Genomic DNA, 25,304 nt, shown 5'->3' on the forward strand with positions numbered 1-25,304 from the left:
CACCGGACGATAAGTGCGAGCCATACCGAAGTATTTCGCAGCACACGCCAACCATCACGGACCCGACTCGGCGATTTTCAAATCGCGACAGCCACCAGGTCCCAGGGATGTCGCACCCCTCGGCCTCACAGGTCGCTGACCTCAGGAGCAGCGCTCGGCGTTGGGCGGCGGTGAAGAGCCGTTGGCTGCGGCCCAGGTCGAGGACCTCGGAATCCCCACCGAGGACCGCGGGAAGGATGTTCGCGGTGCAGGCCAGGCGGCGGGCTTCGGCCGCGGTGATCGGGGTGCCGCCGAGGATCTGGGCGATGCCGGCGTCCTTGCGGAGCTGATCGAGGTCGATGGTCACGATCACGGTGGTGGCATCGCCGCCGTGGATGGGCAGCCGGGCGGGGTCGAGGGTCTCGAGCATCTGGCAGAACGCGCGGCCGAGGCGGCGGTCGTAGGGCAAGAACTCACCGGTGTCGGTGCGGGTGCCGTCATCGCGCCTGGGTGAGGCGAACGCTTCCAGGGTGGTGGCGAGCCGGTCCGCGGCCGCGTCCGGGACCACGGCGGAAATGCGGGTGGTGCCATCCCCGAGGCGCCGCATGCTCAGTCGGGTCTTCTTGCGAGCGTGGGCTTCCTCGGCGGCGAGACGTCGGGCTTCTTCGGCTTCGGCGATCTGTGGGGCGATGACATCGAGGATCCGGCGCCCGAGGCGGCGGAGCTGGGTGGGGTCGAACCGGGTCGCGTAGGCGATGAGGGTCTCTTCGGCCTTGACCCGGATCTCAGGGTCGAGGCCGGCCGGCAGGTCGTCGAGGGCGTGGACGATGACGTGGGCCTGGGCGAGGTTGCAGTCGCCGCGCCGCATCGCCGCGGCGACCAGGCCGTAGGTCCGGTCCAACGCCTGCGCGAGTCGCAGGTCGGCGCGCAGGGTTTCGGGGCGCTGGTGGGTGTGGTGATGCAACCAGGCTGCGACATCCCGTGCCGCGGTATCGGCGGCGACATCCTCGGCGGTGGCGATGACCCGGAGTTCGAGCTCGGCGAGCTGGGCTTTGGCCGTGGCGATCTCGAGCAGCGCGGCGGCCTTCTGATCGGCGGCCATGAACACCGGGTTCGCCTCCGCAACAGCCTCGAGCGAGGCGGTGACCGCGACCACCGCCCCGAGCACGGGGTGTTGGGGTTGTTGCAGCATGGTCATCGAACCGGTCACCTCCCGACGTACGAACTCTCCACACCCGCCCACGCAGGTGTGTTCTTGGTTCGCTGGTCTCGGAGGCCCGCCAGATACGGGCTATTACTTACCCTCGCAGCTCAGCGTTCACGCCCCTGGTTCCCCTGGAATACCCCCGACTCGTTGTGTCTCGAGCGGATAGGGTACGCCTCTTTCGAGGTGGTCGGCCTTCACGTTTACGCCTGTGCCGAGCCTACCACAAGTAACCAACCGAAGAAAATGAAATCGGACCGAAAACCCGGTCACGGACAGGTATCCCAACGAAAACCCGGACCGCTGCTGGAAGGCGCACAAGACGGGTAAATGGCACCCTACCCAGACACCCTGGTTCTAAATTCCCAACCCGGACAACGTATCGGCCCCACCCGCGCTGGAAGCCCTCCCGAGACCAAGCGGACACACATCCAGCATCCCCACCCGCCCGCGGCCAGCGAACCGGACCCCGGGGACCCGAGCGCCCCGCGACACCCGCCCACGCGCGGTTGACGGCAATTGTCGTGCGACGTGTGCTCCTACCGCGTACGGCAGCCCCAGCGATGTTTCGGCAGCAAGTCGGTGATGCTTCGGCCGACGCGGGTGACGCCTGGGCCATGAACGCCAGCCGGATCAGAGGAGGCCCATCTTGGACGCCTCGTACACAGCCTCGGCCCGGCGGCTGACGCCCAGCTTCCGCAGGATGTTGCCCACGTGGAACTTCGCGGTGGTGTCGGAGATGTAGAGCCGGTGGCCGATGGCGCGGTTCGAGAGCCCGTGCGCGAGCAGCTCCAGGACCTCGAGCTCGCGCGTGGTGAGCTCGGAGTCGTCGCTGGTCACCGGCATGTTCACGCCACGGATCATCGCGGCCGCGGAGCGGGCGTCGAAGGCGCTGCCGCCGCTCGCGACGTCCCGGATCGCCCGGACCAGCCCGGTGGTGTCGACGTCCTTGACGACATAGCCACGGGCGCCGGCGCGGATCGCCTGCATCACCAGCTGCTCGTCCAGGAACGTGGTCAGCACGAGGATCAGGGCCTCCGGGTGGCGCTGGGTCAGCGCGGCGCAGAGCTCGAGGCCCTCGGCGTCCGAGGACGAGGAGAGCTTCAGGTCGAGCAGCACGATGTCCGGGCGGGCGCTGTTGACCCGGGCGAGCGCCTCGGCCGCCGTCGCCGCCTCCGCGACCACCCGGAGGCCGGGCTCGCGCTCGAGGATCGACCGCAGCCCCTGCCGCACGATCGCGTGATCATCGACCAGCAGTACGTCGATGCCGGCCGTCATCCGGTCCGGGACCGCCTGGGGTGGGCTGAGCGTGGTCATGGGTTCCTCCTCGAAGCGGTTACTGCGGGTCCTCGATGAGCCCGCAGATCGTTCCCCGGCCGCGGTCCACGACCGGCAGCGGCACCCGGAGCTCGACCCGGACCCCACCGAGGTGGGAGCGCCGGAACGCGACCGTGCCGCCGAGCTCGCTGATCCGGGTCTCGATGTTGGCCAGGCCCCGGTGCCTGCCGTCGATCGAGGCGCCGCGCTCGAGCCGCAGCTTCCGGGCGAGCAGGCCGGGGTCGCCGCGGCCGTCGTCGGCGACGCCGACGTAGAGCTCGTGCTTGCGGTAGCGGAGGCGGAGCACCGCCTGAGACGCCTCGGCGTGGATCGCCACGTTGAAGAGCGCCTCGCCGACCGCGCGGGCGATGTCGTGCTTGGCCTCCGCGGGCATCGGGCAGACCTCGCCCTCGACCCGCACCGAGACGTCCAGGTGCGGGCGGTGGTGCTCGGCGACCTCGTGCAGCAGCTCGGGCAGCGAGGAGACCGTGTCGCGATGCGGCTGGTGCAGGGCGTAGATCGCCCGGCGCAGCTGCTCGACGGCGTCCTGGGTGAGCTGCTTCGCGGTGGCGAGGAGCTCGGTGATCCGCGCCCCCGCGGGTCCCAGCTCCTCCGTCTCGCCGCGCGCGACCTCGACCGACATCCCGGCCGAGAGCACGAACTGGGTCACGCTGTCGTGGAGCTCGCGCGCGATGCGGTGGCGCTCGTGGTCGACCAGCTCACGCTGTCGTGCCACCAGCAGCCGCTCCTCGGCCTCCCGCAGCTCGCGGGTCCGCTGCTCGAGGTCCCGCTCCCGGGCGCCGACCTCGTCGTAGAGCCGCTGGGCACGCCGATGCTGGGCGAGCCCGGCCTGGTACTGCTCGGAGGTGTGCAGCGCCACCGCGGCCTCGTTGGCCAGGATCCGCAGCACCGACAGGTCCCCGGGCTCCGGGTCGTCGGCGAGGCCGTGGAGCCCGACCAGGCTGCCGATCATGACGCTCTCCAGCGTCATCGGCACCCGCACCCAGCGCGCCGGCCCGGGCGCCCCGGTGGCATGGCCGGCCCGGATCGCACCGAGCTCGCGACGTACGACGCCGGGGAGCTCCTCCTCGTCGCCGACCACCCGGCCGTCGTGGTCGACGACGATGAACCTCGGCCGCGCCCCCGTCAGGTGGCCGTCGGCCAGCGCCAGGATCGTCCACTCCGCGGCGAGGTGCACCGCGGCCGCGCGGGCCACCTCCTCCAGGAGCGCCCGCGGACCCTCCACCGTGCGCACCAGCGCCCGCGAGATCGAGTCCATGGCGCGTACGGCCTGCTGCATCCGCTCGTCGGAGCGCAGGAACGCGCGGTAGTAGGACCGCTTGCCCGAACGTACGCCGGTCAGTGCTGCCAGATCGGGGGCGCTCATAGCGCAGTCCGGAAGAGCGCGTGGATCTCGGCGCGGCTCGCCGGTCGCGGGTTCGTCGTCAGGCAGGCGTCGTCGAGGGTGGACTCCGACATCGTGTCGAGATCGGTGTCGGTCACCCCGAGATCACGCAGGCCCCGAGGCACGCCGACGTCGTCGGCGAGGCGCCGCACGTGGTCGGCGAGCATCTCGGCCGCGACGTCTCCGGGGACGCCGTCGACCGGCAGCCCGGCGGCACGGGCGAGGCCGACGAACCGCTCGGGGACCGAGCGTGCGTTGTAGCGGATCACGTGCGGGAGCAGGACCCCGTTCACCACACCGTGCGGGGCGTCGAGCAGCCCGCCGACCTGATGGCTCATCGCGTGGGTCGCGCCCAGGATCGCGTTGGTGAAGGCCAGGCCCGCCTGCAGGCTCGCCTGCGCCATCATCGTGCGGTGCTCCATCGCGCCCGGGTCGGTGATGGTCGAGCGCAGGTGCCGGCAGACGAGGGCGACCGAGGTCATCGCGTGCCCGTCGGCCAGCGGGTTGTGCGCCAGCGACACGTACGACTCGATGCCGTGGGTCAGCGCGTCCAGGCCGGTCGCGGCGTTGAGCGCCTCCGGCATCGTGGTCAGCAGCCGTGGGTCGGTGATGGAGACGTCCGGGACCAGCGCCCGGCCCATGATCGTGAGCTTCACCCGGCGATCGGTGTCGGTGACGATGCAGAACTGCGAGACGTCCGCACCGGTCCCGGAGGTGCTCGGGATCATCAGCATCGGCGGGATCGGCCGGGCGATCTGGTCGATCCCGGCGTAGTCGAGGATGTCGCCGCCGTTGCCGGAGAGCACGGCGACGCCCTTCGCGGCATCCATGCAGGAGCCGCCGCCGATGGCCACGATGACGTCGGCCTCGGCCTCGACGTAGCGCTCGTGGGCGCGGCGTACCTCGTGGTCCTTGGGGTTCGGGGTGACATCGGTCCACAGCACCGGGGCGAGGCCCTCGGCTCGCAGCAGCCGGAGCAGCTCGTCGACCCAGCCGGCCTCGACGATGCCGGGATCGGTGACGACGAACGGTCGCCGGGCGCCGAGCCGGGCGGCGGCGTAGCCGGCCTCCGCGAGCGAGTCGGGTCCGAAGACCACCTCGGGCGCCTGGAACTTCACCACCTGGTCGAGCGGGGCGGCGGTCGGCGGGACGGGCTCGTGCCGGGGAGAGGTCTCCCTGGTGCGTGCGATGACTGCTGTCGTGGCTCCGGCTCCGGCGCTCATCTCAGAGACCGACCTCGCGGTCCAGCCGGGCGATCTGACCGTCCGCGAGCGCCATCAGCGGGGAGCCGGGCGGCAGCAGGTCCTGGAGGCGAAGCCACATCTCGTAGTCGTCGGCGCCCCACGCCGACCGGGTCCAGGTCGAGACCAGGTCGGGCTGACCCGACTGCAGCACCGCCGCCCGCAGCTGCTGCGCCAGCGTCTCGCGCAGCCGGACGACGCCGGGCGCCACCGAGCGCGGCAGGATCGGACCGCGATAGCAGCGGAGCGCACCGGCGACGTCGCCCACCGCCAGCCGCGCCTCCACCCCGAGCCAGTCGCCGGTGACCTCGGTGGTGAGCCGGTAGGGCCGTGAGGCGAGGAACTCCTCGCCCAGCAGGTTGCGCAGCCGGTTCAGCTCGGCGCGGAGCGTCGAGGAGCCGCCGTCGTCCTCGTACAGCAGGACCGCGAGCTCGTCGCCGGAGAGCCCGCGCGGAGTGCTGGCGAGGAGCAGGAAGATCTCGCTGTGGCGGGGTGAGAGCCGCAGCTGTGCGCGATGGCCACGGCCGTCGTCGATCGAGAGCAGCAGGTCCTGGCGGCCCAGCGTCTCCACGGCGATGCGTGCCCAGCCCGGCCGGGTCTCGGGCTGCCTCGGCAGCAGCTGCTCGCGCGCGAGCTCCGACTCCGCGAGCCTGGCCGCGGCGCGCACCATCGCCATCGTCTGGGGCACCACGATGGAGTCCCCTCCGGTGATGTCGAGGACGCCGAGCAGGCGTGAGTCGCCCGGGTCGTGGATCGGGGTGGCGGCGCAGCTCCACTGCTGCACCGCGCGCCGGAAGTGCTCTGCGGCGATGACGCTGGTCGGCCGGTCGAGCCGGAGCGCGAGGCCGGGTGCGTTCGTGCCGGCGAGCCGCTCGTCCCAGTTGCTCCCCTCGACGAAGCCGATCTGCTCGGCCCGCCGGAGCGCGGCCGGAGCACCGCACACCCAGAGCAGCTGGCCGGCCTCGTCGGAGACGGCCATGATCGCGTCGCAGTCCCGCGCCGCCTGGCCGAGCACGTCGTCGAGCAGCGGGAACACGCGCGCCAGCGGATGGGCAGCACGTACGTCCCGCAGCTGGTCCTCCGCGAGGGTGATCGGCGCGCACGTGTCGTCCGCGGTCACCCCGGCGGCGGCGGACCGGTGCCACGAGTCCGCCACGGCTGCGCGCATCGAGGCGCTCTGCTTCGTATCGCTCATCCGGACCTCCTCTGGTGACGAGAGTCACATTTGAAGGTTGCATTCACGTTGCACCGGTTGCGCAACGTGGCTGCAACCTCGGCGTTCCTAGCGTCTGTGACCACGATCACGCCCCAATGCCTGACTTTGCCTGAGGAGAATTCCCGATGACCGTATACACAGCTCCCGGCCAGCCCGACTCGCTGGTCACCGTCCAAGGTCGCTACGGCCACTACATCGGCGGCGCCTGGGTCGACCCGGTCAAGGGTGCCTACTTCGAGAACATCTCGCCGGTGAACGGCAAGCCGTTCACCGAGATCGCCCGGGGCACGGCCGAGGACATCGAGGCCGCCCTGGACGCCGCCCATGCTGCCGCTCCGTCGTGGGGGAAGACCTCGACGACGGAGCGGGCCAACATCCTGCTCAAGATCGCCGACGTGATGGAGGAGAACCTCACCGCGATCGCCGTCGCCGAGACCTGGGAGAACGGCAAGCCGGTCCGCGAGACGCTGGCCGCCGACATCCCGCTCGCCATCGACCACTTCCGCTACTTCGCCGGTGTGCTCCGTGCCCAGGAGGGCACCATCGGCGAGATCGACGAGAACACCGTGGCGTACCACTTCCACGAGCCGCTGGGCGTCGTCGGCCAGATCATCCCGTGGAACTTCCCGATCCTGATGGCCGTCTGGAAGCTCGCCCCGGCGCTCGCCGCGGGCAACTGCGTGGTCCTGAAGCCGGCCGAGCAGACGCCCTGGTCGATCCTCAAGCTGGTCGAGCTCGTCGGCGACCTGCTGCCCGCCGGCGTGCTCAACGTCGTCAACGGCTTCGGTGTCGAGGCCGGCAAGCCGCTCGCCTCCTCGCCCCGCGTCGCCAAGGTCGCCTTCACCGGCGAGACCACCACCGGCCGGCTGATCATGCAGTACGCCAGCCAGAACATCATCCCGGTGACCCTGGAGCTCGGCGGCAAGAGCCCGAACATCTTCTTCGACTCCGTCGCCGCGGAGAAGGACGCCTTCTACGACAAGGCGCTCGAGGGCTTCACGATGTTCGCCCTCAACCAGGGCGAGGTCTGCACCTGCCCGTCGCGTGCGCTCGTCCAGCGCTCGATCTACTCCGACTTCGTCGGCGACGCGATCGCCCGGGTCGAGAAGATCAAGCAGGGCAACCCGCTCGACGACACCACGATGATCGGCGCCCAGGCCAGCAACGACCAGCTCGAGAAGATCCTCTCCTACATCGAGATCGGCAAGGACGAGGGCGCCAAGGTCCTCACCGGTGGCGAGCGGACCATTCTCGAGGGCGACCTCGCCGAGGGTTACTACGTGCAGCCGACCGTCTTCGAGGGCGACAACTCGATGCGGATCTTCCAGGAGGAGATCTTCGGTCCGGTCGTCTCGCTGACCGGCTTCGACGACGAGGCCGACGCGCTCAAGGTCGCCAACGACACCCTGTACGGCCTCGGTGCCGGCGTCTGGTCGCGCGACGGGTCGCAGGCCTTCCGTGCCGGCAAGGAGATCAAGGCCGGCCGGGTCTGGACGAACTGCTACCACGCCTACCCGGCCCACGCGGCCTTCGGTGGCTACAAGCAGTCCGGCATCGGTCGTGAGACCCACAAGATGATGCTGGACCACTACCAGCAGACCAAGAACCTGCTCGTCAGCTACAGCCCCGACGCACTCGGGTTCTTCTGATGAGCGCGACCCACGCCTCCTCCCTTCCGGCGCGGGTCGCCGTGACCGACGAGGCGGCGGACCTGCTCCGCCGTCTCGTCGGTATCCACGGGCCGGTCATGTTCCACCAGTCCGGTGGATGCTGTGACGGCTCCGCCCCGATGTGCTACCCGAGCGGCGATTTCATGCTCGGTGACGCCGACATCCACCTGGGCGACCTGGACATCGGGCTCGACCCCCAGGTGCCCGTCTGGATGTCGCGCTCGCAGTTCGAGTACTGGTCGCACACCCACATCACCATCGACGTCGTCCCCGGACGCGGCGCCGGGTTCTCCTTGGAGGCGCCCGAGGGCGTGCGGTTCCTGATCCGGTCGCGACTGTTCACAGACGAGGAGGCACAGCGCCTTGACCGAGAAACTGATCGAGAAACTGCTCAGCACTGACCACCCGATCCGCTTCGACCCGCCGGCCGACCTGGCCGCCGCCGCCAACGTCACCGCCGAGGCGTACGCCCGGGCCGAGTCCGACGCCGACGGCTTCTGGGCCGAGCAGGCCGAGCGGCTGTCCTGGGCCGAGCCGTTCACCCAGGTGCTGGACTGGTCCGAGGCTCCCAGCGCGCGGTGGTTCGTGGACGGGAAGCTCAACGCGGCGTACAACTGCGTCGACCGTCACGTCGAGGCCGGTCGCGGCGACAAGGTGGCCTTCCATTTCGTCGGTGAGCCCGGTGACACCCGGGACATCACCTACGCCGAGCTCAAGGACGAGGTGTCCCGGGCCGCCAACGCGCTGACCGGTCTCGGTGTGGGCAGCGGCGACCTGGTCGCGATCTACCTGCCGATGATCCCCGAGGCCATCGTCGCGATGCTGGCCTGTGCCCGCATCGGGGCCACCCACACCGTGGTCTTCGGCGGGTTCTCGGCCGAGGCCCTCGCCTCGAGGATCGAGGACTGCCGGGCCAAGCTGGTCATCACCTCCGACGGCGGCTACCGTCGCGGGGCTCCGTCGCCGCTGAAGCCGGCCGTCGACGCCGCCGTCGCGCGGCTGGGCAGCCAGAGCCCGGTCGAGCACGTCCTCGTCGTGCGCCGCACCGGGGAGTACGTGCCCTTCGACGACGCCACCGACCTGTGGTGGCACGACGTCGTCGGCAGCGCCTCCCCGGAGCACACGCCGGAGGCGTTCGACTCCGAGCACCCGCTGTACGTCATGTACTCCTCGGGCACGACCGGGAAGCCCAAGGGCATCCTGCACACCACCGGCGGCTACCTGACGGGCGCGGCCTACACCCACCATGCCGTCTTCGACCTCAAGCCGGACACCGACGTCTACTGGTGCACCGCCGACATCGGCTGGGTCACCGGACACAGCTACATCGTCTACGGCCCGCTCGCCAACGGCGTGACCCAGGTGCTCTACGAGGGCACCCCGGACAGCCCGCACCGGGGTCGCTGGTGGGAGATCATCGAGCAGTACGGCGTGACCCTCTTCTACACCGCCCCGACGGCGATCCGGACGTTCATGAAGTGGGGACGCGAGATCCCGGACACCTACGACCTCAGCTCGCTGCGACTCCTCGGGTCGGTCGGTGAGCCGATCAACCCCGAGGCGTACGTCTGGTACCGCAACGTCATCGGCGGCGACCGCTGCCCCGTCGTCGACACCTGGTGGCAGACCGAGACCGGTCAGATGATGATCAGCCCCCTCCCCGGTGTCACCGCCGGCAAGCCCGGCTCGGCGATGCGGCCGCTGCCCGGCATCGGTGCCGACGTGGTCGACGAGGAGGGTCGCTCGGTGCCGAACGGGGCGCGCGGCTACCTGGTGCTCACCAAGCCGTGGCCGGCCATGCTGCGCACGTTGTGGCAGGACGAGGACCGCTTCGTCGAGACGTACTGGACCCGCTTCGCGGACCTCGGCTACTACTTCGCCGGTGACGGTGCCAAGAAGGACGAGGACGGCGACATCTGGATCCTGGGCCGAGTCGACGACGTGATGAACGTGTCGGGCCACCGGCTCTCCACGAGCGAGATCGAGTCCGCCCTGGTCTCGCACCCGCGGGTCGCCGAATCAGCCGTCGTCGGCGCCACCGACGAGACCACCGGCCAGGCGGTCGTCGCCTACGTGATCCTGCGCTCCGGGGACGGCAACACCGGCGAGGCGCTGATCCAGGAACTGCGCAACCATGTGGCCCGAGAGATCGGGGCCATCGCCAAGCCGCGGCAGATCACGATCGTCCCGGAGCTGCCCAAGACGCGGTCCGGGAAGATCATGCGCCGCCTCCTGCGCGATGTCGCCGAGGGCCGAGACGTCGGCGACACCACCACGCTCAGCGACCCGAGCGTCATGGCCCAGATCGCGGAGGGCTGAGATGACTGTGCCCGCCACCGGCGTCGATCCCAGGACGATCGGGCAGAGCTGGGTCATCGTCGCCCGCCACCGCCAGCCTGCCGGGGCGGAGGCTCCGTGGGGCGAGGCGCACCTCAAGCGGATCGGCACGTCCACGACCATCTGCGGTGCGGCGACCCAGGGGTGGCACGCCTTCTGGCAGCTTCGGTCCGAGGACATCCGCCGGTGGTGCGCCGACTGCTCCGCCGCGGCCCGCCCGACCCGTACGGTGTCGGGAATCCTGAGCACCAAGTGACCCCGCGAGGAGGCGGACGATCGATGAAGACCGTGACCCACGCCTGCCGATGCCCCGAGGCGTTCCACGAGCTCGGGCTGCACACGCGCGAGGGTGTGCTGCCGGGGCCACGCTGGCTGCAAGTGCTGGCAGAGCTGCTGCGCTGAAGGTGACGAAGGCGCGTACGATTCGGGCCCTACTCCTTTGCAGACTGAGCCTGTAAAGGAGTGATCGCAACGGCCTTGTAGGCCCGCGAAGTAAGCCCGGCAGTCTTCCGGACGGTGGATGAGCCGGGCTCGCGCCATTTCTGTGGCCGTTGGATTTCCGCTAACTCGGTGGGTCAGACCACGAGGTGGCGGACCTCAACGATCAGCGGCCGAGCCGCGTCGATCCAACGGCCTCCGCGCTGGTAGCACCAGCACACGGCGTCGCTGATCCACAGGAGCGGTTCGCTGCGAGGGACGTCGAGGCGATACGCCGGCTTGTCGGTCACCGGGGAAACCCGGTCGGCGAGATCTGACCTTGCTTAGATATATCAGAGACCCCCAGGATAGAGCGCGAGCGACCGGACGCCTCCGGTGCCTCGAGAGGAGAGATATGCAGCAGGTCAAGGCCGTCATCGCCCGCGCCGAGAAAGCCCCGGTGGAGCTGGTGACGATCAACGTGCCCGATCCCGGACCGGGTGAGGCGGTGGTCCAGATCCAGTCGTGCGGGGTGTGTCATACCGACCTGCACTACCGCGAGGGTGGGATCAACGACGAGTTCCCGTTCCTGCTGGGCCACGAGGCAGCCGGTGTGGTCGAGGCGGTCGGTCCCGACGTCACCGCCGTGGCGCCCGGCGACTTCGTGGTGCTCAACTGGCGCGCGGTCTGCGGCAGCTGCCGGGCGTGCAACCGAGGTGAGCCGCAGTACTGCTTCGCCACCTTCAACGCGACCCAGAAGATGACCCTCGAGGACGGCACCGAGCTGTCCCCGGCGCTGGGCATCGGCGCGTTCGCGGAGAAGACGCTGGTCGCGGCCGGACAGTGCACGAAGGTCGACCCGGGCGCCCGGCCCGCTGCCGTCGGACTGCTGGGCTGCGGTGTCATGGCCGGCATCGGTGCCGCGATCAACACGGGCGGCGCGACCCGCGGCAAGTCGGTGGCGGTCATCGGCTGCGGCGGCGTCGGCGTGGCCGCGATCGCCGGAGCGGCGCTGGCCGGCTCGAGCCCGATCATCGCCGTCGACATCGACCCGAAGAAGCTCGAACAGGCCAAGCGGCTCGGCGCGACCCACACCGTCGACTCGTCGGCGACCGACGCGGTCGAGGAGATCCGCCGGATCGCCGCCGAGACCTACCCGGGCGCCGAGGGAGCCGACATCGTCGTCGAGGCGGTCGGTCGCCCGGAGACCTGGAAGCAGGCCTTCTACGCTCGCGACCTGGCCGGCACCGTGGTGCTCGTCGGCGTACCCACCCCGGACATGAAGGTCCCCGACATCCCGCTGATCGACGTCTTCGGCCGCGGCGGCGCGCTCAAGTCCAGCTGGTACGGCGACTGTCTCCCCAGCCGCGACTTCCCCATGCTCGTCGACCTCTACCAGCAGGGCCGTCTCGACCTCGACGCCTTCGTCACCGAGGAGATCGGCATCGGCGACATCGAGGCCGCCTTCGAGAAGATGCACCACGCCCCTGAGGGGCAGAGCGTGCTGCGTTCGGTGGTGATCCTGTGACCGACGTACGTGTCGACCATGCGGTCACGAGCGGCACGTTCAGCCTCGACGGCGAGACCCACCAGGTCGACAACAACCTGTGGGTCGTCGGTGACGACCAGGAGTGCCTGGTCATCGACGCGCCTCATTCGGTCGAGGACATCCTCGCGGTGGTCGGTGACCGCCGGGTGAAGGCGATCGTGTGCACACACGCCCACGACGACCACGTACGCGTCGCACCGGCGTTGCGTGAGGCCGTCCGAGCGCCAATCCTGCTCCATCCCGACGACAGGCCGTTGTGGGAGCTCACCCACACCGACGAGCTCTGGGACGCGGACCTGTCCGACGGGCAGGTGATCGAGATCGGCGACACGACGCTGACGGTCCTGCACACGCCGGGCCACGCCCCCGGCGCGGTCTGCCTGTGGTCGGCCGATCTGGGCTGCGTGTTCACCGGCGACACCCTCTTCCAAGGCGGCCCCGGCGCGACCGGGCGCTCGTTCAGCGACCGGCCCACGATCGAGACGTCGATCAAGGCCAAGCTGTTCGCGCTCCCCGGTGACACGGTCGTCCACACCGGCCATGGCGACGACACCACGATCGCGGCCGAGGAGGCGGCGCTGGCCTGAACGAGGCGGTCGCCCGGGGCGGTCGATGCGCTCATGGCCTCGATCGCCGCGGAACGACCTCGGCCGTGAAGCTGCTGCCTGCCATTGCCTCGAGCAGATCGGTGGCGGAGACGTCCCCGGTGACGGTGATCTGTCCGGTCCCGCGGTCGGCGGTGAGGGTGGCGACCCCGGGGAGGTCCCGGAGCCGAGCCGTGGCCTCACGGACGCATCGAGGACAACGCATGCCCTCGACGTACAGCTGGATGGTCTGCATGGCGGTCTCCTGGTGCGGTCGTGGCCCCGGACGGATCCGGGGCCACGACGGGGCGGGCGGCTAGCGGCCGGCGGGTACCGACTCGGCCGCGGTCTCGGTGCGGGCCGACTTCCAGCCGATCCCGGTGACGACGGCACCGGCGAGCGCGATCCCGGCAGCGCCGAGGAACCCGGCCGAGAAGCCGTCGGTCATGGCGGCCAGGTCACCGACCTGGTCCGAGCCGTACGCGGCGGCGACGACGGTCATCGACGCCAGCCCGAGCGCGGAGCCGACCTGGTAGCTGGTGTTGACGATCCCGGCGGCCAGACCGCCCTCCTCGGGAGCGGCGGCGCCGAGCGCCGTGCTCAGCGACGGGATGAACGCCAGCGCCATGCCCGCCGCGGTAACCAGCGTCGCCGGCAGCACGTCGACCGCGAAGCTGCCGTCGGCGTCGACCCGGGAGAGCCAGACCAGGCCGGCCCCGAGGACGACCAGGCCACCGACGGTCATCGCCTTCGGGCCGAACGCGGCGGTCAGCCGCGGGGCGACGGCGACCATGCCGAGCATGATCGTCACGGTCATCGGCAGCAGGGCGGCGCCGGACGCGAAGGCGCCGAGTCCGAGCACCTGCTGCAGGTAGAGGTTGATGAAGAAGAACATCGGGATCCAGGCGGCGCCGAGCAGGAGCTGGGCGATGTTCGCGGCGGCCAGGTTCGGCGCCCGGAAGATGCCCAGGCGCACGAGCGGCGCCGCCGAGCCGGCCTGCAGCGCCACGAAGGCGACGAGCAGGGCGATGCCGAGGCCACCGGCCAGGAGCGTGCTCGGCGATCCCCAGCCCTCCTCGGGGACGCGTACGACCGCGAACACGACCGCGGCAAGACCCAGGGTGACGGTCAGCGCGCCGAGCAGGTCGATCCGGCCGCGCTGTGCGGTGCCGGCCGGCATCGTGCCGGGCGTCAGGGCGAGGACCGCGATGGCGATCGGCAGGTTGATGAAGAAGACCCAGGGCCAGGAGAGGTACTCGGTGAGCACGCCACCGAGGAATACGCCGGCCGTGCCACCGGCCGGGGCGGCCGCGCCGTAGAGCGCGAGCGCCTTGGTGAGCTCCTTCGGGTTCGCCCCGAAGGTCATGAACAGGAGCGTCAGCGCCGAGGGTGCGATGAGTGCGGACCCGGCGCCCTGGACAGCGCGGCCGGCGATCTCGACGGCGACACCGTCGGCCAGTCCGGCGACCAGCGAGCCTAGGCCGAGGACCAGCCAACCGAGGGCGAAGATCCGGCGGGCGCCGAGCAGGTCGGAGAGCCGGCCGCCCAGCAGGAGGAGGCCGCCGAAGGCGACCACGTAGGCGTTGAACACCCAGCTGAGGTCCTGCGGGGCGAAGCCGAGATCACGCTGGATCTCGGGGAGGGCGACGCCGATGATGGAGGTGTCCATGATGACCATGAACTGGGCGGCGGCGATGAGGCCGAGGGCGAGCCAGCGGCGGCTGTTGGCACCCGCCGCCGGGGATGCTGTGGAAGACATGGTTCTCTCTTTTCGTCAGGGCGGCCTTCCGACCGCGTGAGGAGAACCTGTCCGGTGTCACTGTCCCTGGTCTGTCCGGGCGCCGTCCGTCCCGTTCAGCCGGGACAGCGCCTCGTCGGCCTGATCCGTGAGGGCGAGCTCGCCGGTGGCGAGGCCGAGGGTGCGGGCCTCGGCGTAGCGCTCCACGGCCGCCTCCTTCTCGCCGAGGGTTTCGTGGCACCGGGCCAGGGCGAGGGTCGCCTTCGCCGTCATCGCGGGCGTCTGCAGCGTCTCGAAGCCCTGGATCGCCGTCGCCAGCAGGTCGATGGCGCTCGTCCAGTCCTCCCTATGCTCGGCGAGCCGCCCACGTCCGTACGCCGCCAGGACCGACCCGGCGCGGTCGCCGACGTGACGCGACGCCAGCTCCGCGCGGCGGAAGGCGTCCTCGGCCGACTCGTGGTCCGACAGACCCAGGTGGGTGATGCCGAGGTCGGCCAGGGCCCACTGGACGGTGTTGTGGATGCCGGCGGAGGTGGCGACGTCGATCGCCTGCTCGAGCGTGCGGGCCGACTCCCGCAGGCGTCCGAACTGCCGCAGGCCGTAGCCGAGGTGGTAGAGGACCGCACTGTGACCCCAGGGGTCGTCGAGGTGGCGGAACTCGGCTGCGGTGGCCCGCCCGAGGCGCATCGCCGCCGGCTCGTCCCTGGCCTTGAGGGCGGTCTCGAGCCTGACGAAGCCGGCGACGGCGACCCCCCAGCGGTCGCCGCGGTCGCGGAAGGACCTCTCGGCGGCATCCAGGAGCGCTGCCGCCTCCGGATCCTGGCCGTTGACCCCCTCGACCGCGAGCAGCACCTGCGAGACGGCGGCCCGGTCGGCGTCACCGTCGCTGCTGAAGATCGCCAGGCTCTCCCGGGCCGCCTCCGCGCAGCGCGGGTGCGGATGGACGACGCAGGCGCGGGGGCGCTCGACCAGCGACACCGCCTGCAGGGCAGCGGCCCGCGCCGTGGCCGTCCCACGCTCGGTCCCCAGGAGGCGGCGCAGGATCCGGCGGCCCTCGAGGTGGCGGCCCTGGTGCCAGAAGAGGCCGAGATGACCGGCCAGCCGCAGGGCCGCGTCGATGTCGCCGGCCGGGCCCTCCAGCCAGGCGATGGCCGAGCGTACGTTGGCCTGCTCGTCGACCAGGAGGTTCCGTGCGCGGGGGTCGCCCTGACCGCGCAGCGCCTGGGCCGACCGCTCCGCGACCTGGGTGAAGTGGTGCGCGTGCCGGGTGGCCAGGGCGTCGTTCCGGCCGGTCCGGGACAGCCGTTCGGCGGCGTACTCGCGCAGCGTCTCGAGCATCCGGTAGCGGGTGACCGGGCCGCGTTCGGCGACGATCAGGGACTGCTCGACCAGGCGACCCACGGCGTGGATGACCTGGCTCGGGTCGGTCTCGTCGTCGGCGAGGACCTGCTCGGCGGCGGTCAGGGTCCACCCGCCGTGGAACACGGCGAGGCCTTCGAAGACGCGCTTCTCGAGGTCGTCGAGCAGGTCGTAGCTCCAGTCCACGGTCGCGCGGAGGGTGCGCTGACGGTCCTCCGCCGTCCGTGGTCCTGAGGTGAGGAGGGTGAACCGCTGGTCGAGCCGGTCGGCGAGGTCGCTCGGGGACAGCGAGGCCGCACGGGCCGCGGCCAGCTCCAGGGCCAGCGGCATGCCGTCGAGTGCGCGGGCGATACGGCCGAGTGCTGCGTACGCATCGGGGTCGGTCTCGATCCCGGGCAGGACGGTCGCGATGCGGCGGACGAGCAGTTGGACGGAGGGGGTCGCCGCGATCGCCTCGGCGTCGTCGTCCTCGAGCGGTGTCGGGAGCGGTCCGACGAGGGTCTGCACCTCGCTCGGCAGGGCGAGGGGCTCGCGGCTGGTGGCGATGACCGTGAGCTGCGGGCAGCGGGTCAGCAGCTGCTCGACCAGGGTCGCGACGGGATCGACGAGGTGCTCGCAGTTGTCGATGACCAGGAGCAGGTGCTTGTCCGCGAGGAAGTCGGCCAGCCGTTCCTGGAGGTCGGTCGCCGAGCCGTCCTGCGGCATCGCCACGGCCGTGGCGACAGCGGGAACGATGTGCTCGCGGCTCCGGATCGCGGCGAGCCGGACGAGGAAGGTGCCGTCAGGGAACCTCGTCGCGAGCCGCTGGGCGGCGTGCAGGCCCAGGGCGGTCTTCCCGGAGCCGCCGGGGCCGACGAGGGTGGTCAGCCTGGACGTGCCGACGCGCTCGCTCAGCGACGTGAGCAGCTCGTCGCGCCCGACGAGCGGGGTCAGGTCGGTTGGGAGGTTGGCGAGCTGCGCTCCGGGCCGGGCGCGGTGGGGAGCGGTCGCCGGGGTGGACAGCGTGACCTCGCCGGAGGAGCCGAGAGACGGGTCCTGCCGGAGCACCCGCTCATGGAGCGAGCGCAGGGAGGTCGACGGTTCGAGGCCGAGGTCGGCGTCCAGGGTCGTGCGGGTGCGGGTGAAGACCTCGAGCGCGTCCGCCTGCCTGCCGGCGCGGTAGAGCGCGACCATCAGCAGACCGGCCATGGCCTCATGGGTCGGGTCGGTACGCAGCAGCGGCTCGAGATCGGTGACGACCTCCGCATGCCGGCCCAGCGAGAGGGCGATCTGAGCACGCTCGGCGTACGCCGTCCTGCGCAGGTCCTCCAGCCGCACGGACTCGGGCACCGCCCATGGCTCGGTGGCGAAGTCGGCGAGCGCCTCGCCACGCCAGAGTCCGAGCGCCCGGTCGTAGGTGCGGAGATCCTCCCCGGTCGGGCTCCCGGCGCCGGCGACCGATGCGCGGACCTCGCGGATGCGTCGCTCGAAGGCCTCGGCGTCGATGGTGGTGGGGTCGATGGCCGCCCGGTAGCCGCCGCCGTCGCGCTGGACCAGGTCGAGTCCGACGGTCTTGAACACGCGGCGCAGCTTGGAGACCCGGAGTTGGAGCGCGTTCAACGGATCGGCCGGCAGCGACGAGTCGGCCCACAGCCGGTCGATGAGCGCCGAGGCCGGCACGATCCGGCCGCGCGCCAGGAGCAGCACCGCGAGCAGCGCCCGCTCCGCCGAGCCGGGGACCTTGACGACCTCGCCGTCGACCGTCGCCTCGAAGGGGCCGAGCAGCCCGAAGCGGATGTCACGCGAGGTCGGCAGCACGTCGAGATCGTAGTCAGCCCCCGCTCAGGCGCCGAACGGATATCTGTCCGGATTCCTGTCCGGGCCACGACAACGCCGGGACAGTACGCAGACAGATCCCCCGAGCAACCTCTGGCACGTCAACTCATCGAGTTCTGAGCCAGGAGAGATCACATGAACGCCATTGCCAAGGTCGGTGCGTTCGCCGGAGCCGTCGTTGCCCTCGGCGGCCTGGGTTCCGCCGTGGGCGCCTCCGTCGGCCCGCTCGGCGAGCCGGAGCGTCACCCCGAGCACGCGGCTGAGAAGAGCAGCCACGGCGGTCACGCCGGACACGGCGCCGCGAAGGCGCCCGCGGCCACCGGGCTCAACGTCAGCGAGGCCGGCTACACCCTCGACCTCGTCGAGGACCGCTACCAGCGCACGACCGACGCCACGCTGCGGTTCCGGATCCTCGGTGCCGACGACCAGCCGGTGACCCGGTTCGAGACCGCGCACGGCAAGAAGCTCCACCTGATCGTCGTACGCCGCGACCTGGCCACCTTCCAGCACGTGCACCCGGTGATGGCCGCCGACGGAACCTGGTCGGTAGACGCCGACCTTGCCGACGCCGGGACCTACCGCGTCTTCGCCGACTTCCAGCCGGCAGCCGAGGACGAGGGCCTGACCCTCGGGCAGGACCTCTTCGTCGGCGGCCCCTACGAGCCGCAGCCGCTGCCGCCGGCCGCCACCACCAGCGCGATCAGCCCCTACCAGGTGGACCTGGACGGGCATCTGGTCGCCGGGAAGACCTCGCGTCTCACCCTCACCGTGAACCGCGACGGCGAGCCGGTCACCGACCTGGAGCCCTACCTCGAGGCGTACGGCCACCTGGTCGCGCTCCGCGACGGCGACCTGGCCTACCTCCACGTCCACCCCGAAGGGGCGCCCGGCGACGGGCGCACCGACCCCGGCCCGGAGATCACCTTCTCCGCCGAGGTGCCCTCGGCCGGGACGTACCGACTGTTCCTCGACTTCCAGCACGCCGGCGAGGTCCGGACCGCTGCCTTCACCGCCGAGGCCCACTGACCCCCCTGCCTGAGCAGGGTCCACCACAGAGAGAGGAAAGCACCATGTGCAGCACCACCTACACCGTTTCCGGGATGACCTGCGGCCACTGCGTCAGCTCCGTCACCGAGGAGGTCACCCAGATCGCGGGCGTCTCCTCCGTCGACGTCGACCTGGCCACCGGCCGGGTGACCGTCACCTCCGAGAACGAGCTCGACCCCGCGCAGGTTCAGCGCGCGGTCGAGGAGGCCGGCTACCAGCTGGCCGGCTGAGACCCGCGTCGGCTCCCCCTCCCGTGAGCCGGGGAGCCGACGCGTACGCCGATCCACCCACCCGAAGGACACCGTCATGACCGTCTCCGGAACCTCTTCACCCACCTCTGCACCCACCACCGACTTCGAGCTCGAGATCGACGGCATGACCTGCGCGTCGTGCGCGAACCGCATCGAGCGCAAGCTCAACAAGCTCGACGGTGTGGCCGCCACCGTCAACTACGCGACCGAGAAGGCGAAGATCACCGTCGCCGCGGACAACACCGACATCGACGCGAGCGTGCTGATCGCGACCGTCGAGAGCGCCGGGTACGGCGCGAAGGAGCCTCGCCGCGAGGACCCGTCGTCGAGCGCGCCCGTCGACGGCGAGGCCACCGACCCCGTCGACCGGCTCCGGCAGCGGCTGCTGATCTCGGCGCTGCTCACCGTCCCGGTGGTGCTCATGGCGATGGTGCCGGCCCTGCAGTTCGAGAGCTGGCAGTGGCTCTCGCTCACCCTCGCCGCGCCGGTCGTGGTCTGGGGCGCGGCGCCGTTCCACCGGGCGGCGTGGACCAACGCGCGCCACGGCGCGGCCACCATGGACACGCTGGTCTCGGTCGGCACCCTGGCCGCCTTCGGCTGGTCCCTGTATGCCCTCTTCCTCGGCACCGCCGGCGAGCCCGGCATGACCCACGCGTTCAGCCTCGCCATCGAACGCACCGACGGGCTCGGCAACATCTACCTCGAGGCCGCTGCCGGCGTCACGACGTTCATCCTCGCCGGCCGCTACTTCGAGGCCCGCTCGAAGCGCCGTGCCGGTGCCGCCCTCACCGCGCTCCTCGAGCTCGGCGCCAAGGAGGTCGCCGTCCTCCGCGACGGAGCCGAGACCCGGATCCCGATCGACCAGCTCGCCGTCGGCGACCGGTTCGTCGTACGTCCCGGGGAGAAGGTCGCCACCGACGGCGTCGTCGAGGAGGGATCGTCGGCGATCGACGCGGCGATGCTGACCGGGGAGTCCGTGCCGGTCGAGGTCGCCCCCGGCGACGGGGTCACCGGGGCGACCGTGAACGCCGGCGGGCGCATCGTCGTCAGGGCCACTCGGGTCGGCGCCGACACCCAGCTCGCCCAGATGGCGCGCCTGGTCGAGGAGGCACAGACCGGCAAGGCCGCCGCGCAGCGGCTCGCCGACCGTATCTCGGGCGTCTTCGTACCCATCGTGATCGCCCTCTCGGCCATCACCCTCGGGTTCTGGCTCGGCGCCGGCGCCGGGACCGCCACCGCCTTCACGGCGGCGGTCGCGGTGCTGATCATCGCCTGCCCGTGCGCGCTCGGCCTGGCCACGCCCACGGCCCTGATGGTCGGCACCGGACGCGGCGCCCAGCTCGGCATCCTGATCAAGGGGCCGGAAGTGCTGGAGAGCACCCGCCGGATCGACACCGTCGTGCTCGACAAGACCGGCACGGTGACGACTGGGGCGATGACCCTGACCGATGTCATCGCCGCTCCCGGCGAGGACGCCGACGAGATCGCCCGGCTGGCCGGTGCCCTGGAGTACGCCTCCGAGCACCCGATCGCCCGGGCGATCGCGTCCGGCGCCGAGGCCCGCGTCGGCACCCTGCCGACGGCCGAGGACTTCGCCAACGTCCCGGGCCTGGGTGTGCAGGGCATCGTCGAGGGCCACGCCGTCCTCGTCGGCCGGGTCTGTCTGCTCGAGGAGTGGAGCCAGTACCTGCCCGAGGACCTCGCGTCCGCGATGGCCCAGGCCGAGAGCGAGGGTCGCACCGCCGTCGCCGTCGGCTGGGACGGACAGGCGCGCGGCGTCCTGGTCGTCAACGACGTGATCAAGCCGACCTCGGCCGCCGCGATCGCGGAGCTCCGGCGGCTCGGTCTCACCCCGGTCCTGCTCACCGGCGACAACGAGACCGTGGCCCGGAGTGTGGCCGCCGAGGTCGGCATCCCGATCACCGAGGACACCGTCATCGCCGAGGTGCTCCCCGAGGACAAGGTCGCGGTGGTCCGCCGACTGCAGGAGGAGGGCCGGGTGGTCGCCATGGTCGGCGACGGCGTCAACGACGCACCAGCTCTGGCCCAGGCCGATCTCGGCCTCTCGATGGGCACCGGCACCGATGTCGCCATCCAGGACAGCGACCTGACCCTGGTCCGTGGCGACCTGCGGGTCGCGGCCGACGCGATCCGGCTCTCCCGCCGGACGCTGGCCACCATCAAGGGCAACCTGTTCTGGGCGTTCGCCTACAACGTCGCCGCGATCCCGCTCGCGGTCGCCGGGCTCCTCAACCCGATGCTCGCCGGTGCCGCGATGGCCTTCTCGTCGGTGTTCGTGGTGAGCAACAGCCTGCGGCTGCGACGCTTCCGCTGATTCCATCGCTGCCAACCGACCGATCGCCGAGTCGGCTCGTCATGACGCGCCGACTCGGCATCCGGGGCCCGTGTCCAGCCGTTTCCTAGGCTCCTGACCATGGACCATCGGGTGTTGCTGATCGCCGGAGCGGCGTTGGGGATCATGATCGCGGCGTCGGTGTTCGCGCGGCGTACGGGGGTGGCGGCGCCGCTGCTGCTCGTGGGGCTCGGGATCGGGGCGAGCTATCTGCCCGGTGCGCCGCAGATCGCGCTCGATCCGGAGCTGATCCTGGCCGGCGTACTGCCGCCGTTGCTCTACTCCTCCGCGGTCAACCTGCCGGTGCTCGACTTCCGGCGGAACTTCCGGCTGATCAGCTGGCTCTCGGTCGTCATGGTGATCGTCTCGGCGCTGGTGATCGGCGCGGTCGTGCACTGGCTGTTCCCGGAGATCTCGTTCCCGCTCGCGGTCGCGCTCGGCGCGGTCGTCAGCCCCACCGACGCGGTGGCGGCGACGGCGATCGGGCGCCGGGTCGGGCTGCCGCCGCGGGTGATGACGGTGCTGGAGGGGGAGAGCCTGGTCAACGACGCATCCGCCCTCGTCGTACTCCGCACCGCCGTCGCGGGGATCGCTGCGGCAAGCTCGTTCTCGCTGGGACGTACGGTGCTGGAGTTCGGGTGGGCGGTGCTGGGTGCGCTCGTGATCGGTGGCCTCGTCGGCTGGGGCACCGTCGTGCTCCGCCAGCGGCTGGACGACCCGGTGCTCAACACGACCATCTCGTTCGCGGTGCCGTTCATCGCCTACTTCCCGGCCGAGGAGCTGGACGCGTCCGGCGTGCTCGCCGTCGTCGTCGCCGGACTGGTGACCGGCGGGCTCGGCAGCCGCCGGTTCAGCGCCCGCGACCGGCAGACCCAGGCCACCACGTGGACCACGTTCAACTTCATCCTGGAGAGCGGCGTCTTCCTGGCGATGGGCTACCAGCTGCCCGACTTCGTCGACGCCGCGCAGGGCGAGACCACGTGGGGCGAGATGGCCGGGCTGGTCCTGGTCGTGGTCGGCCTACTGGTCGTGCTCCGGTTCGCCGGCCTCGCCGGCCCCGCGCTCCGGGACCGCGAGGAGAGCCAGGAAGAGGTACGCGCCCGCCTGGACCAGTTCGAGGAGAAGATCGAGTCGCTGACCCCCGCCGACGACCGGGAGGACGCCCGGATCACCGCCGCCCGGCGACGGCTGGCGCGGGGCCGGGCCGACATCGACTTCGAGGAGCGTGAGCCGATCACCAAGCGCGGCTTCCTGGCCATCGGCTGGGCCGGGATGCGTGGGGTCGTCACGGTCGCCGCCGCCCAGACCATCCCGGTCGGCACCTCCCACCGGTCGACCGTCGTGCTGGCCGCCTTCCTGGTCGCACTCATCACCCTCGTGCTCTTCGGCCTCACCCTCCCGGCGTTGATCCGCCGGTTGCGGTTCTCCCCGGAGAGCGCCAAGGACAGGCATGATGCGTTCCGCTCGCTGCTGCAGCAGGTCGGTGAGTCGGCCGTCGACAGCCTCGGACCGCTGGAGTCGCAGACCATCGACGGCGAGCCGATCGACCCGAAGCTGGTGACCAAGCTCAAGGATCGCATCCTCCCGCGGGTGCTCGCGGGTGTGCGCGAGGCGCCGAGGCTCCGTCCCGCGGCGCTGGAGCAGACGATGATCCTGCAGATGCGCTACCTCGATGCGATGCGCGAGGCGCTCGCCGCCGAGCGCAGCATCGGGGCCTACAGCTCCCACATCTACGCGAGGGTCGAGTCGATCCTCGACGACATGGAGAAGCGACTCGACGTGACCTGAGCCTCGGGTCAGGTCGTCTCGGGTCAGACCGTCTCGAACCCGGCCATCATCGCCATGTCCTCGTGCTCCAGGTTGTGGCAGTGGATGAGGAACCGGCCGGCGTACCTCTCGAACCTCACCCGGACCCGCACGGCCTCGTAGGGACGGATGTCGACGGTGTCCTTCCAGCCGAGATCCATCGGGCCGGGGCCGCGGTTGCCGCGGCGGAGGACCTGGAAGGGCGAGAGGTGGACGTGCACCGGGTGGTGCGCGTCTGTGAAGAACTCCCAGATCTCGGTGGAGCCCAGCGGCACCTGGGCCTGCGGGACGGCGGGGTCGAAGGGCTTGCCGTTGATCCCCCAGCCACGCCGGCCGTGCACCTTCGCCTGGCGGAAGTGCCATCTTCGGACGACCGCGCCGTCGGGCCTCTCGGGTTCGGGTACGTCGGCCAGCTTCTCAGGCATCCGGACGTCGTCGGTCGCGCGGCGGGCGATCCGGAACCTCATCACCTGGGCGGTCCGGCCGGTGCCGAGACCGTTGCGCATCTCCACGGTCGTGCCCGGCGCGAGCGAGCGGAAGTCGACGACGACGTCGAACCGCTCGCCCGAGGCCATCGTGATCTCGTCGTGCTCGACAGGTCGGTCGAGCAGGCCGCCGTCGGACCCGATCTGGACCAGCTTCACCGGCTTCCCGTCCGAGCTCCGCAGGTTGAGCGCATAGCGGCGCGCGTTGGAGGCGTTGAGCAGCCGCAGCCGATACTGCGCCGCCTCGACCTCCGCCTCCGGCCACGGCGCGCCGTTGACGAGGACGACGTCGCCGAGCACGCCGGCCATGTAGCGGTCCTCGACGCCGGGCTCGCCGAGCAGCCGAGGATCCCGCGCGGGATACCGCAGCGCGCCATCCTCGTCGAAGGCCCGGTCGGCGATCATCAGCGGCAGCTCCCGCTCGCCGCGTGGCAGCGAGAGCGAGTCCTCCTCGTCGTCGCGGACGATGTGGAAGCCGGCCAGCCCGCGCCACACCTGCGGAGCGGTGAAGTCCATCCGGTGGTCGTGGTACCAGAGCGTCGTCGCCGCCTGCTCGAGCGGATAGCGGTAGTCCCGTTTTCCCGCTCTGACCTGCGCCTTCGGATCGGCCATGGCCTCGTGGCCGCCGTGGTGGGCATGGTGTTGCTCGAAGCCGGGCGGCACCAGCAGATCCGTCGGCCCGCCGTCGCTCTCCGCGGGCGTGTGTCCACCATGGAGGTGCGTCGCGGTCGGCAGCGCAAGGGAGTTGGTGTGGCGTACGGTCACCGCCTCGCCGCGGCGGGTCTCCAGCGTCGGCCCGGGAAAGACCCCGTCGTACGTCATCATCTCGGTCCGCAGCCCGGGCAGGATCTCCACCGAGGCCGTGCGCTGTGCGATCTCGATCAGGCCGCCCGAGGGGCGCTTGACCGGCGGCAACGGCAACGGCGTCGCGTACGCCTCCGGCAGTCGTGCCGTGCTGCGCAGGATCCGTCCGGTCTGCCCGGGGGCTTGGCCGCACGCGGCCAGCGATCCGGCGACCGGCGCGGCCAGTCCGGCGCCGAGGAGGACGCGTCGACTGAGCCTCATCGCCGGACCTCCCGCGGGCTGCCGGCGCCGAGGCGCAGGGAGGCGATGGCCACCGCCACCGCAACCGCGACGGTGAGGACACCGAGCGGGACGTGCAGCTGGAGGACACGGGTGTAGCCGAGGATCGCCTGGACGTGGATGAGGAGGAAGAGCACGAGCGACCAGACGAGGAACCACCAGCGCCCGCGCACCGCGACGACCGCGCCCGCGGCGATCGGCAGCAGCAGCGCGAGACCTTGCAGTGCAGCCGCACCGGCGGAATGGAGTCCCAGCGCCTCGAAGGTGCCGGCGAAGTAGGAGCCGATGAAGATCGGCTGCCCGATGGCGAAGAGCGCGGTCACGACCGCGACGGCTCGGAAGCAGAAGAGGCTGAGGCGTGGTCGGCGCTCGCGTCGGACGGGCGCTGAGGTCGGTGTCTCTGTGGTCACACTTCGACCATATGTAGACGGGGTACGTATCGCCTCCG

21 protein-coding genes are annotated in these 25,304 nt (G+C 71.1%); 11 read left to right on the forward strand and 10 right to left on the reverse strand.

Translation table 11 applies throughout. The annotated features are described in order from the left end of the window. The 5 genes from ACIA03_RS12870 to ACIA03_RS12890 all read right to left on the reverse strand — a co-directional run. Positions 1-1,177: DUF222 domain-containing protein (locus tag ACIA03_RS12870; RefSeq protein ID WP_396982922.1), on the reverse strand; the 1,177-nt coding region annotated here is incomplete at its 3' end. A 639-nt stretch (positions 1,178-1,816) separates the two neighbouring features. Next, positions 1,817-2,500 carry a response regulator gene (locus tag ACIA03_RS12875; protein WP_396982924.1) on the reverse strand — a complete coding sequence of 228 codons (684 nt, stop codon included), beginning with the start codon at positions 2,498-2,500 and terminating at the stop codon, positions 1,817-1,819. 19 nt (positions 2,501-2,519) lie between these two features. Continuing rightward, on the reverse strand, positions 2,520-3,887 hold the full coding sequence (locus tag ACIA03_RS12880; RefSeq protein WP_396982927.1) for a sensor histidine kinase: 1,368 nt from the start codon (positions 3,885-3,887) through the stop codon (positions 2,520-2,522). Then, positions 3,884-5,128, reverse strand: coding sequence for an iron-containing alcohol dehydrogenase (locus ACIA03_RS12885; RefSeq protein ID WP_396982929.1), 1,245 nt, complete (start codon positions 5,126-5,128; stop codon positions 3,884-3,886). The genes ACIA03_RS12880 and ACIA03_RS12885 overlap by 4 nt, the downstream gene beginning before the upstream one ends. Before the next feature lies 1 nt (position 5,129). Further along, positions 5,130-6,341 (reverse strand): GAF domain-containing protein, encoded by a 1,212-nt coding sequence (locus ACIA03_RS12890; RefSeq protein ID WP_396982931.1) that lies wholly within the window; start codon positions 6,339-6,341, stop codon positions 5,130-5,132. Positions 6,342-6,487: 146 nt separating this feature from the next. Between ACIA03_RS12890 and ACIA03_RS12895 the strand changes: the two genes are divergently transcribed. From ACIA03_RS12895 to ACIA03_RS12925, 7 genes are all read left to right on the forward strand, one after another. After that, complete coding sequence (locus ACIA03_RS12895) at positions 6,488-8,011, forward strand: aldehyde dehydrogenase family protein (RefSeq protein ID WP_350717440.1); 1,524 nt, start codon at positions 6,488-6,490, stop codon at positions 8,009-8,011. Continuing rightward, on the forward strand, positions 8,011-8,433 hold the full coding sequence (locus ACIA03_RS12900; RefSeq protein ID WP_396982934.1) for a DUF779 domain-containing protein: 423 nt from the start codon (positions 8,011-8,013) through the stop codon (positions 8,431-8,433). Before ACIA03_RS12895 ends, ACIA03_RS12900 begins: the two co-directional genes overlap by 1 nt. Continuing rightward, complete coding sequence (gene acs, locus ACIA03_RS12905) at positions 8,396-10,351, forward strand: acetate--CoA ligase (protein ID WP_396982936.1); 1,956 nt, start codon at positions 8,396-8,398, stop codon at positions 10,349-10,351. The genes ACIA03_RS12900 and acs overlap by 38 nt, the downstream gene beginning before the upstream one ends. A 1-nt stretch (position 10,352) precedes the next feature. Continuing rightward, on the forward strand, positions 10,353-10,625 hold the full coding sequence (locus tag ACIA03_RS12910) for a hypothetical protein (protein WP_396982938.1): 273 nt from the start codon (positions 10,353-10,355) through the stop codon (positions 10,623-10,625). Positions 10,626-10,648: 23 nt separating this feature from the next. Then, positions 10,649-10,771, forward strand: a complete 123-nt coding sequence (locus tag ACIA03_RS12915) for a hypothetical protein (RefSeq protein ID WP_396982940.1) — start codon at positions 10,649-10,651, stop codon at positions 10,769-10,771. A 430-nt stretch (positions 10,772-11,201) separates the two neighbouring features. Beyond that, positions 11,202-12,314 (forward strand): S-(hydroxymethyl)mycothiol dehydrogenase, encoded by a 1,113-nt coding sequence (locus ACIA03_RS12920; RefSeq protein ID WP_396982942.1) that lies wholly within the window; start codon positions 11,202-11,204, stop codon positions 12,312-12,314. After that, positions 12,311-12,922, forward strand: a complete 612-nt coding sequence (locus ACIA03_RS12925; RefSeq protein WP_396982944.1) for an MBL fold metallo-hydrolase — start codon at positions 12,311-12,313, stop codon at positions 12,920-12,922. Before ACIA03_RS12920 ends, ACIA03_RS12925 begins: the two co-directional genes overlap by 4 nt. 31 nt (positions 12,923-12,953) lie before the next feature. Here the strand turns inward: ACIA03_RS12925 and ACIA03_RS12930 are convergent, their stop codons facing one another. The 3 genes from ACIA03_RS12930 to ACIA03_RS12940 are packed head-to-tail and all read right to left on the reverse strand — an operon-like array spanning position 12,954 to position 17,813. Next, positions 12,954-13,175, reverse strand: a complete 222-nt coding sequence (locus ACIA03_RS12930) for a heavy-metal-associated domain-containing protein (protein WP_396982946.1) — start codon at positions 13,173-13,175, stop codon at positions 12,954-12,956. 60 nt (positions 13,176-13,235) lie between these two features. Then, positions 13,236-14,678 carry an MFS transporter gene (locus tag ACIA03_RS12935; RefSeq protein WP_396982948.1) on the reverse strand — a complete coding sequence of 481 codons (1,443 nt, stop codon included), beginning with the start codon at positions 14,676-14,678 and terminating at the stop codon, positions 13,236-13,238. 57 nt (positions 14,679-14,735) lie between these two features. Beyond that, a complete protein-coding gene (locus ACIA03_RS12940) occupies positions 14,736-17,813 on the reverse strand; it encodes an AfsR/SARP family transcriptional regulator (protein WP_396982950.1) in 3,078 nt (1,025 codons plus the stop codon). Positions 17,814-17,966: 153 nt separating this feature from the next. On the opposite strand from ACIA03_RS12940, the gene ACIA03_RS12945 reads away from it, so the two are divergent. The 4 genes from ACIA03_RS12945 to ACIA03_RS12960 all read left to right on the forward strand — a co-directional run bounded on the left by ACIA03_RS12945 (position 17,967) and on the right by ACIA03_RS12960 (position 23,270). After that, positions 17,967-18,857: a hypothetical protein gene (locus ACIA03_RS12945; RefSeq protein WP_396982952.1), complete on the forward strand. Its 891-nt coding sequence runs from the start codon at positions 17,967-17,969 to the stop codon at positions 18,855-18,857. 44 nt (positions 18,858-18,901) lie between these two features. After that, entirely contained in the window at positions 18,902-19,108 is a 207-nt protein-coding gene (locus ACIA03_RS12950) for a heavy-metal-associated domain-containing protein (protein WP_396982954.1), read from the forward strand. Positions 19,109-19,184: 76 nt separating this feature from the next. Further along, a complete protein-coding gene (locus ACIA03_RS12955; RefSeq protein WP_396982956.1) occupies positions 19,185-21,464 on the forward strand; it encodes a heavy metal translocating P-type ATPase in 2,280 nt (759 codons plus the stop codon). Positions 21,465-21,563: 99 nt separating this feature from the next. Further along, on the forward strand, positions 21,564-23,270 hold the full coding sequence (locus ACIA03_RS12960; RefSeq protein ID WP_396982958.1) for a cation:proton antiporter: 1,707 nt from the start codon (positions 21,564-21,566) through the stop codon (positions 23,268-23,270). Positions 23,271-23,293: 23 nt separating this feature from the next. Here ACIA03_RS12960 and ACIA03_RS12965 read toward each other — a convergent pair whose 3' ends face one another. Continuing rightward, positions 23,294-24,838: a multicopper oxidase family protein gene (locus ACIA03_RS12965; protein WP_396982960.1), complete on the reverse strand. Its 1,545-nt coding sequence runs from the start codon at positions 24,836-24,838 to the stop codon at positions 23,294-23,296. Continuing rightward, positions 24,835-25,266, reverse strand: a complete 432-nt coding sequence (locus ACIA03_RS12970) for a hypothetical protein (RefSeq protein WP_396982962.1) — start codon at positions 25,264-25,266, stop codon at positions 24,835-24,837. Before ACIA03_RS12970 ends, ACIA03_RS12965 begins: the two co-directional genes overlap by 4 nt. Positions 25,267-25,304 lie beyond the last annotated feature (38 nt).

The sequence above is a fragment of the Nocardioides sp. NPDC051685 genome (assembly GCF_044453405.1).
In the GTDB taxonomy this organism is placed as follows: Bacteria; Actinomycetota; Actinomycetes; order Propionibacteriales; family Nocardioidaceae; genus Nocardioides.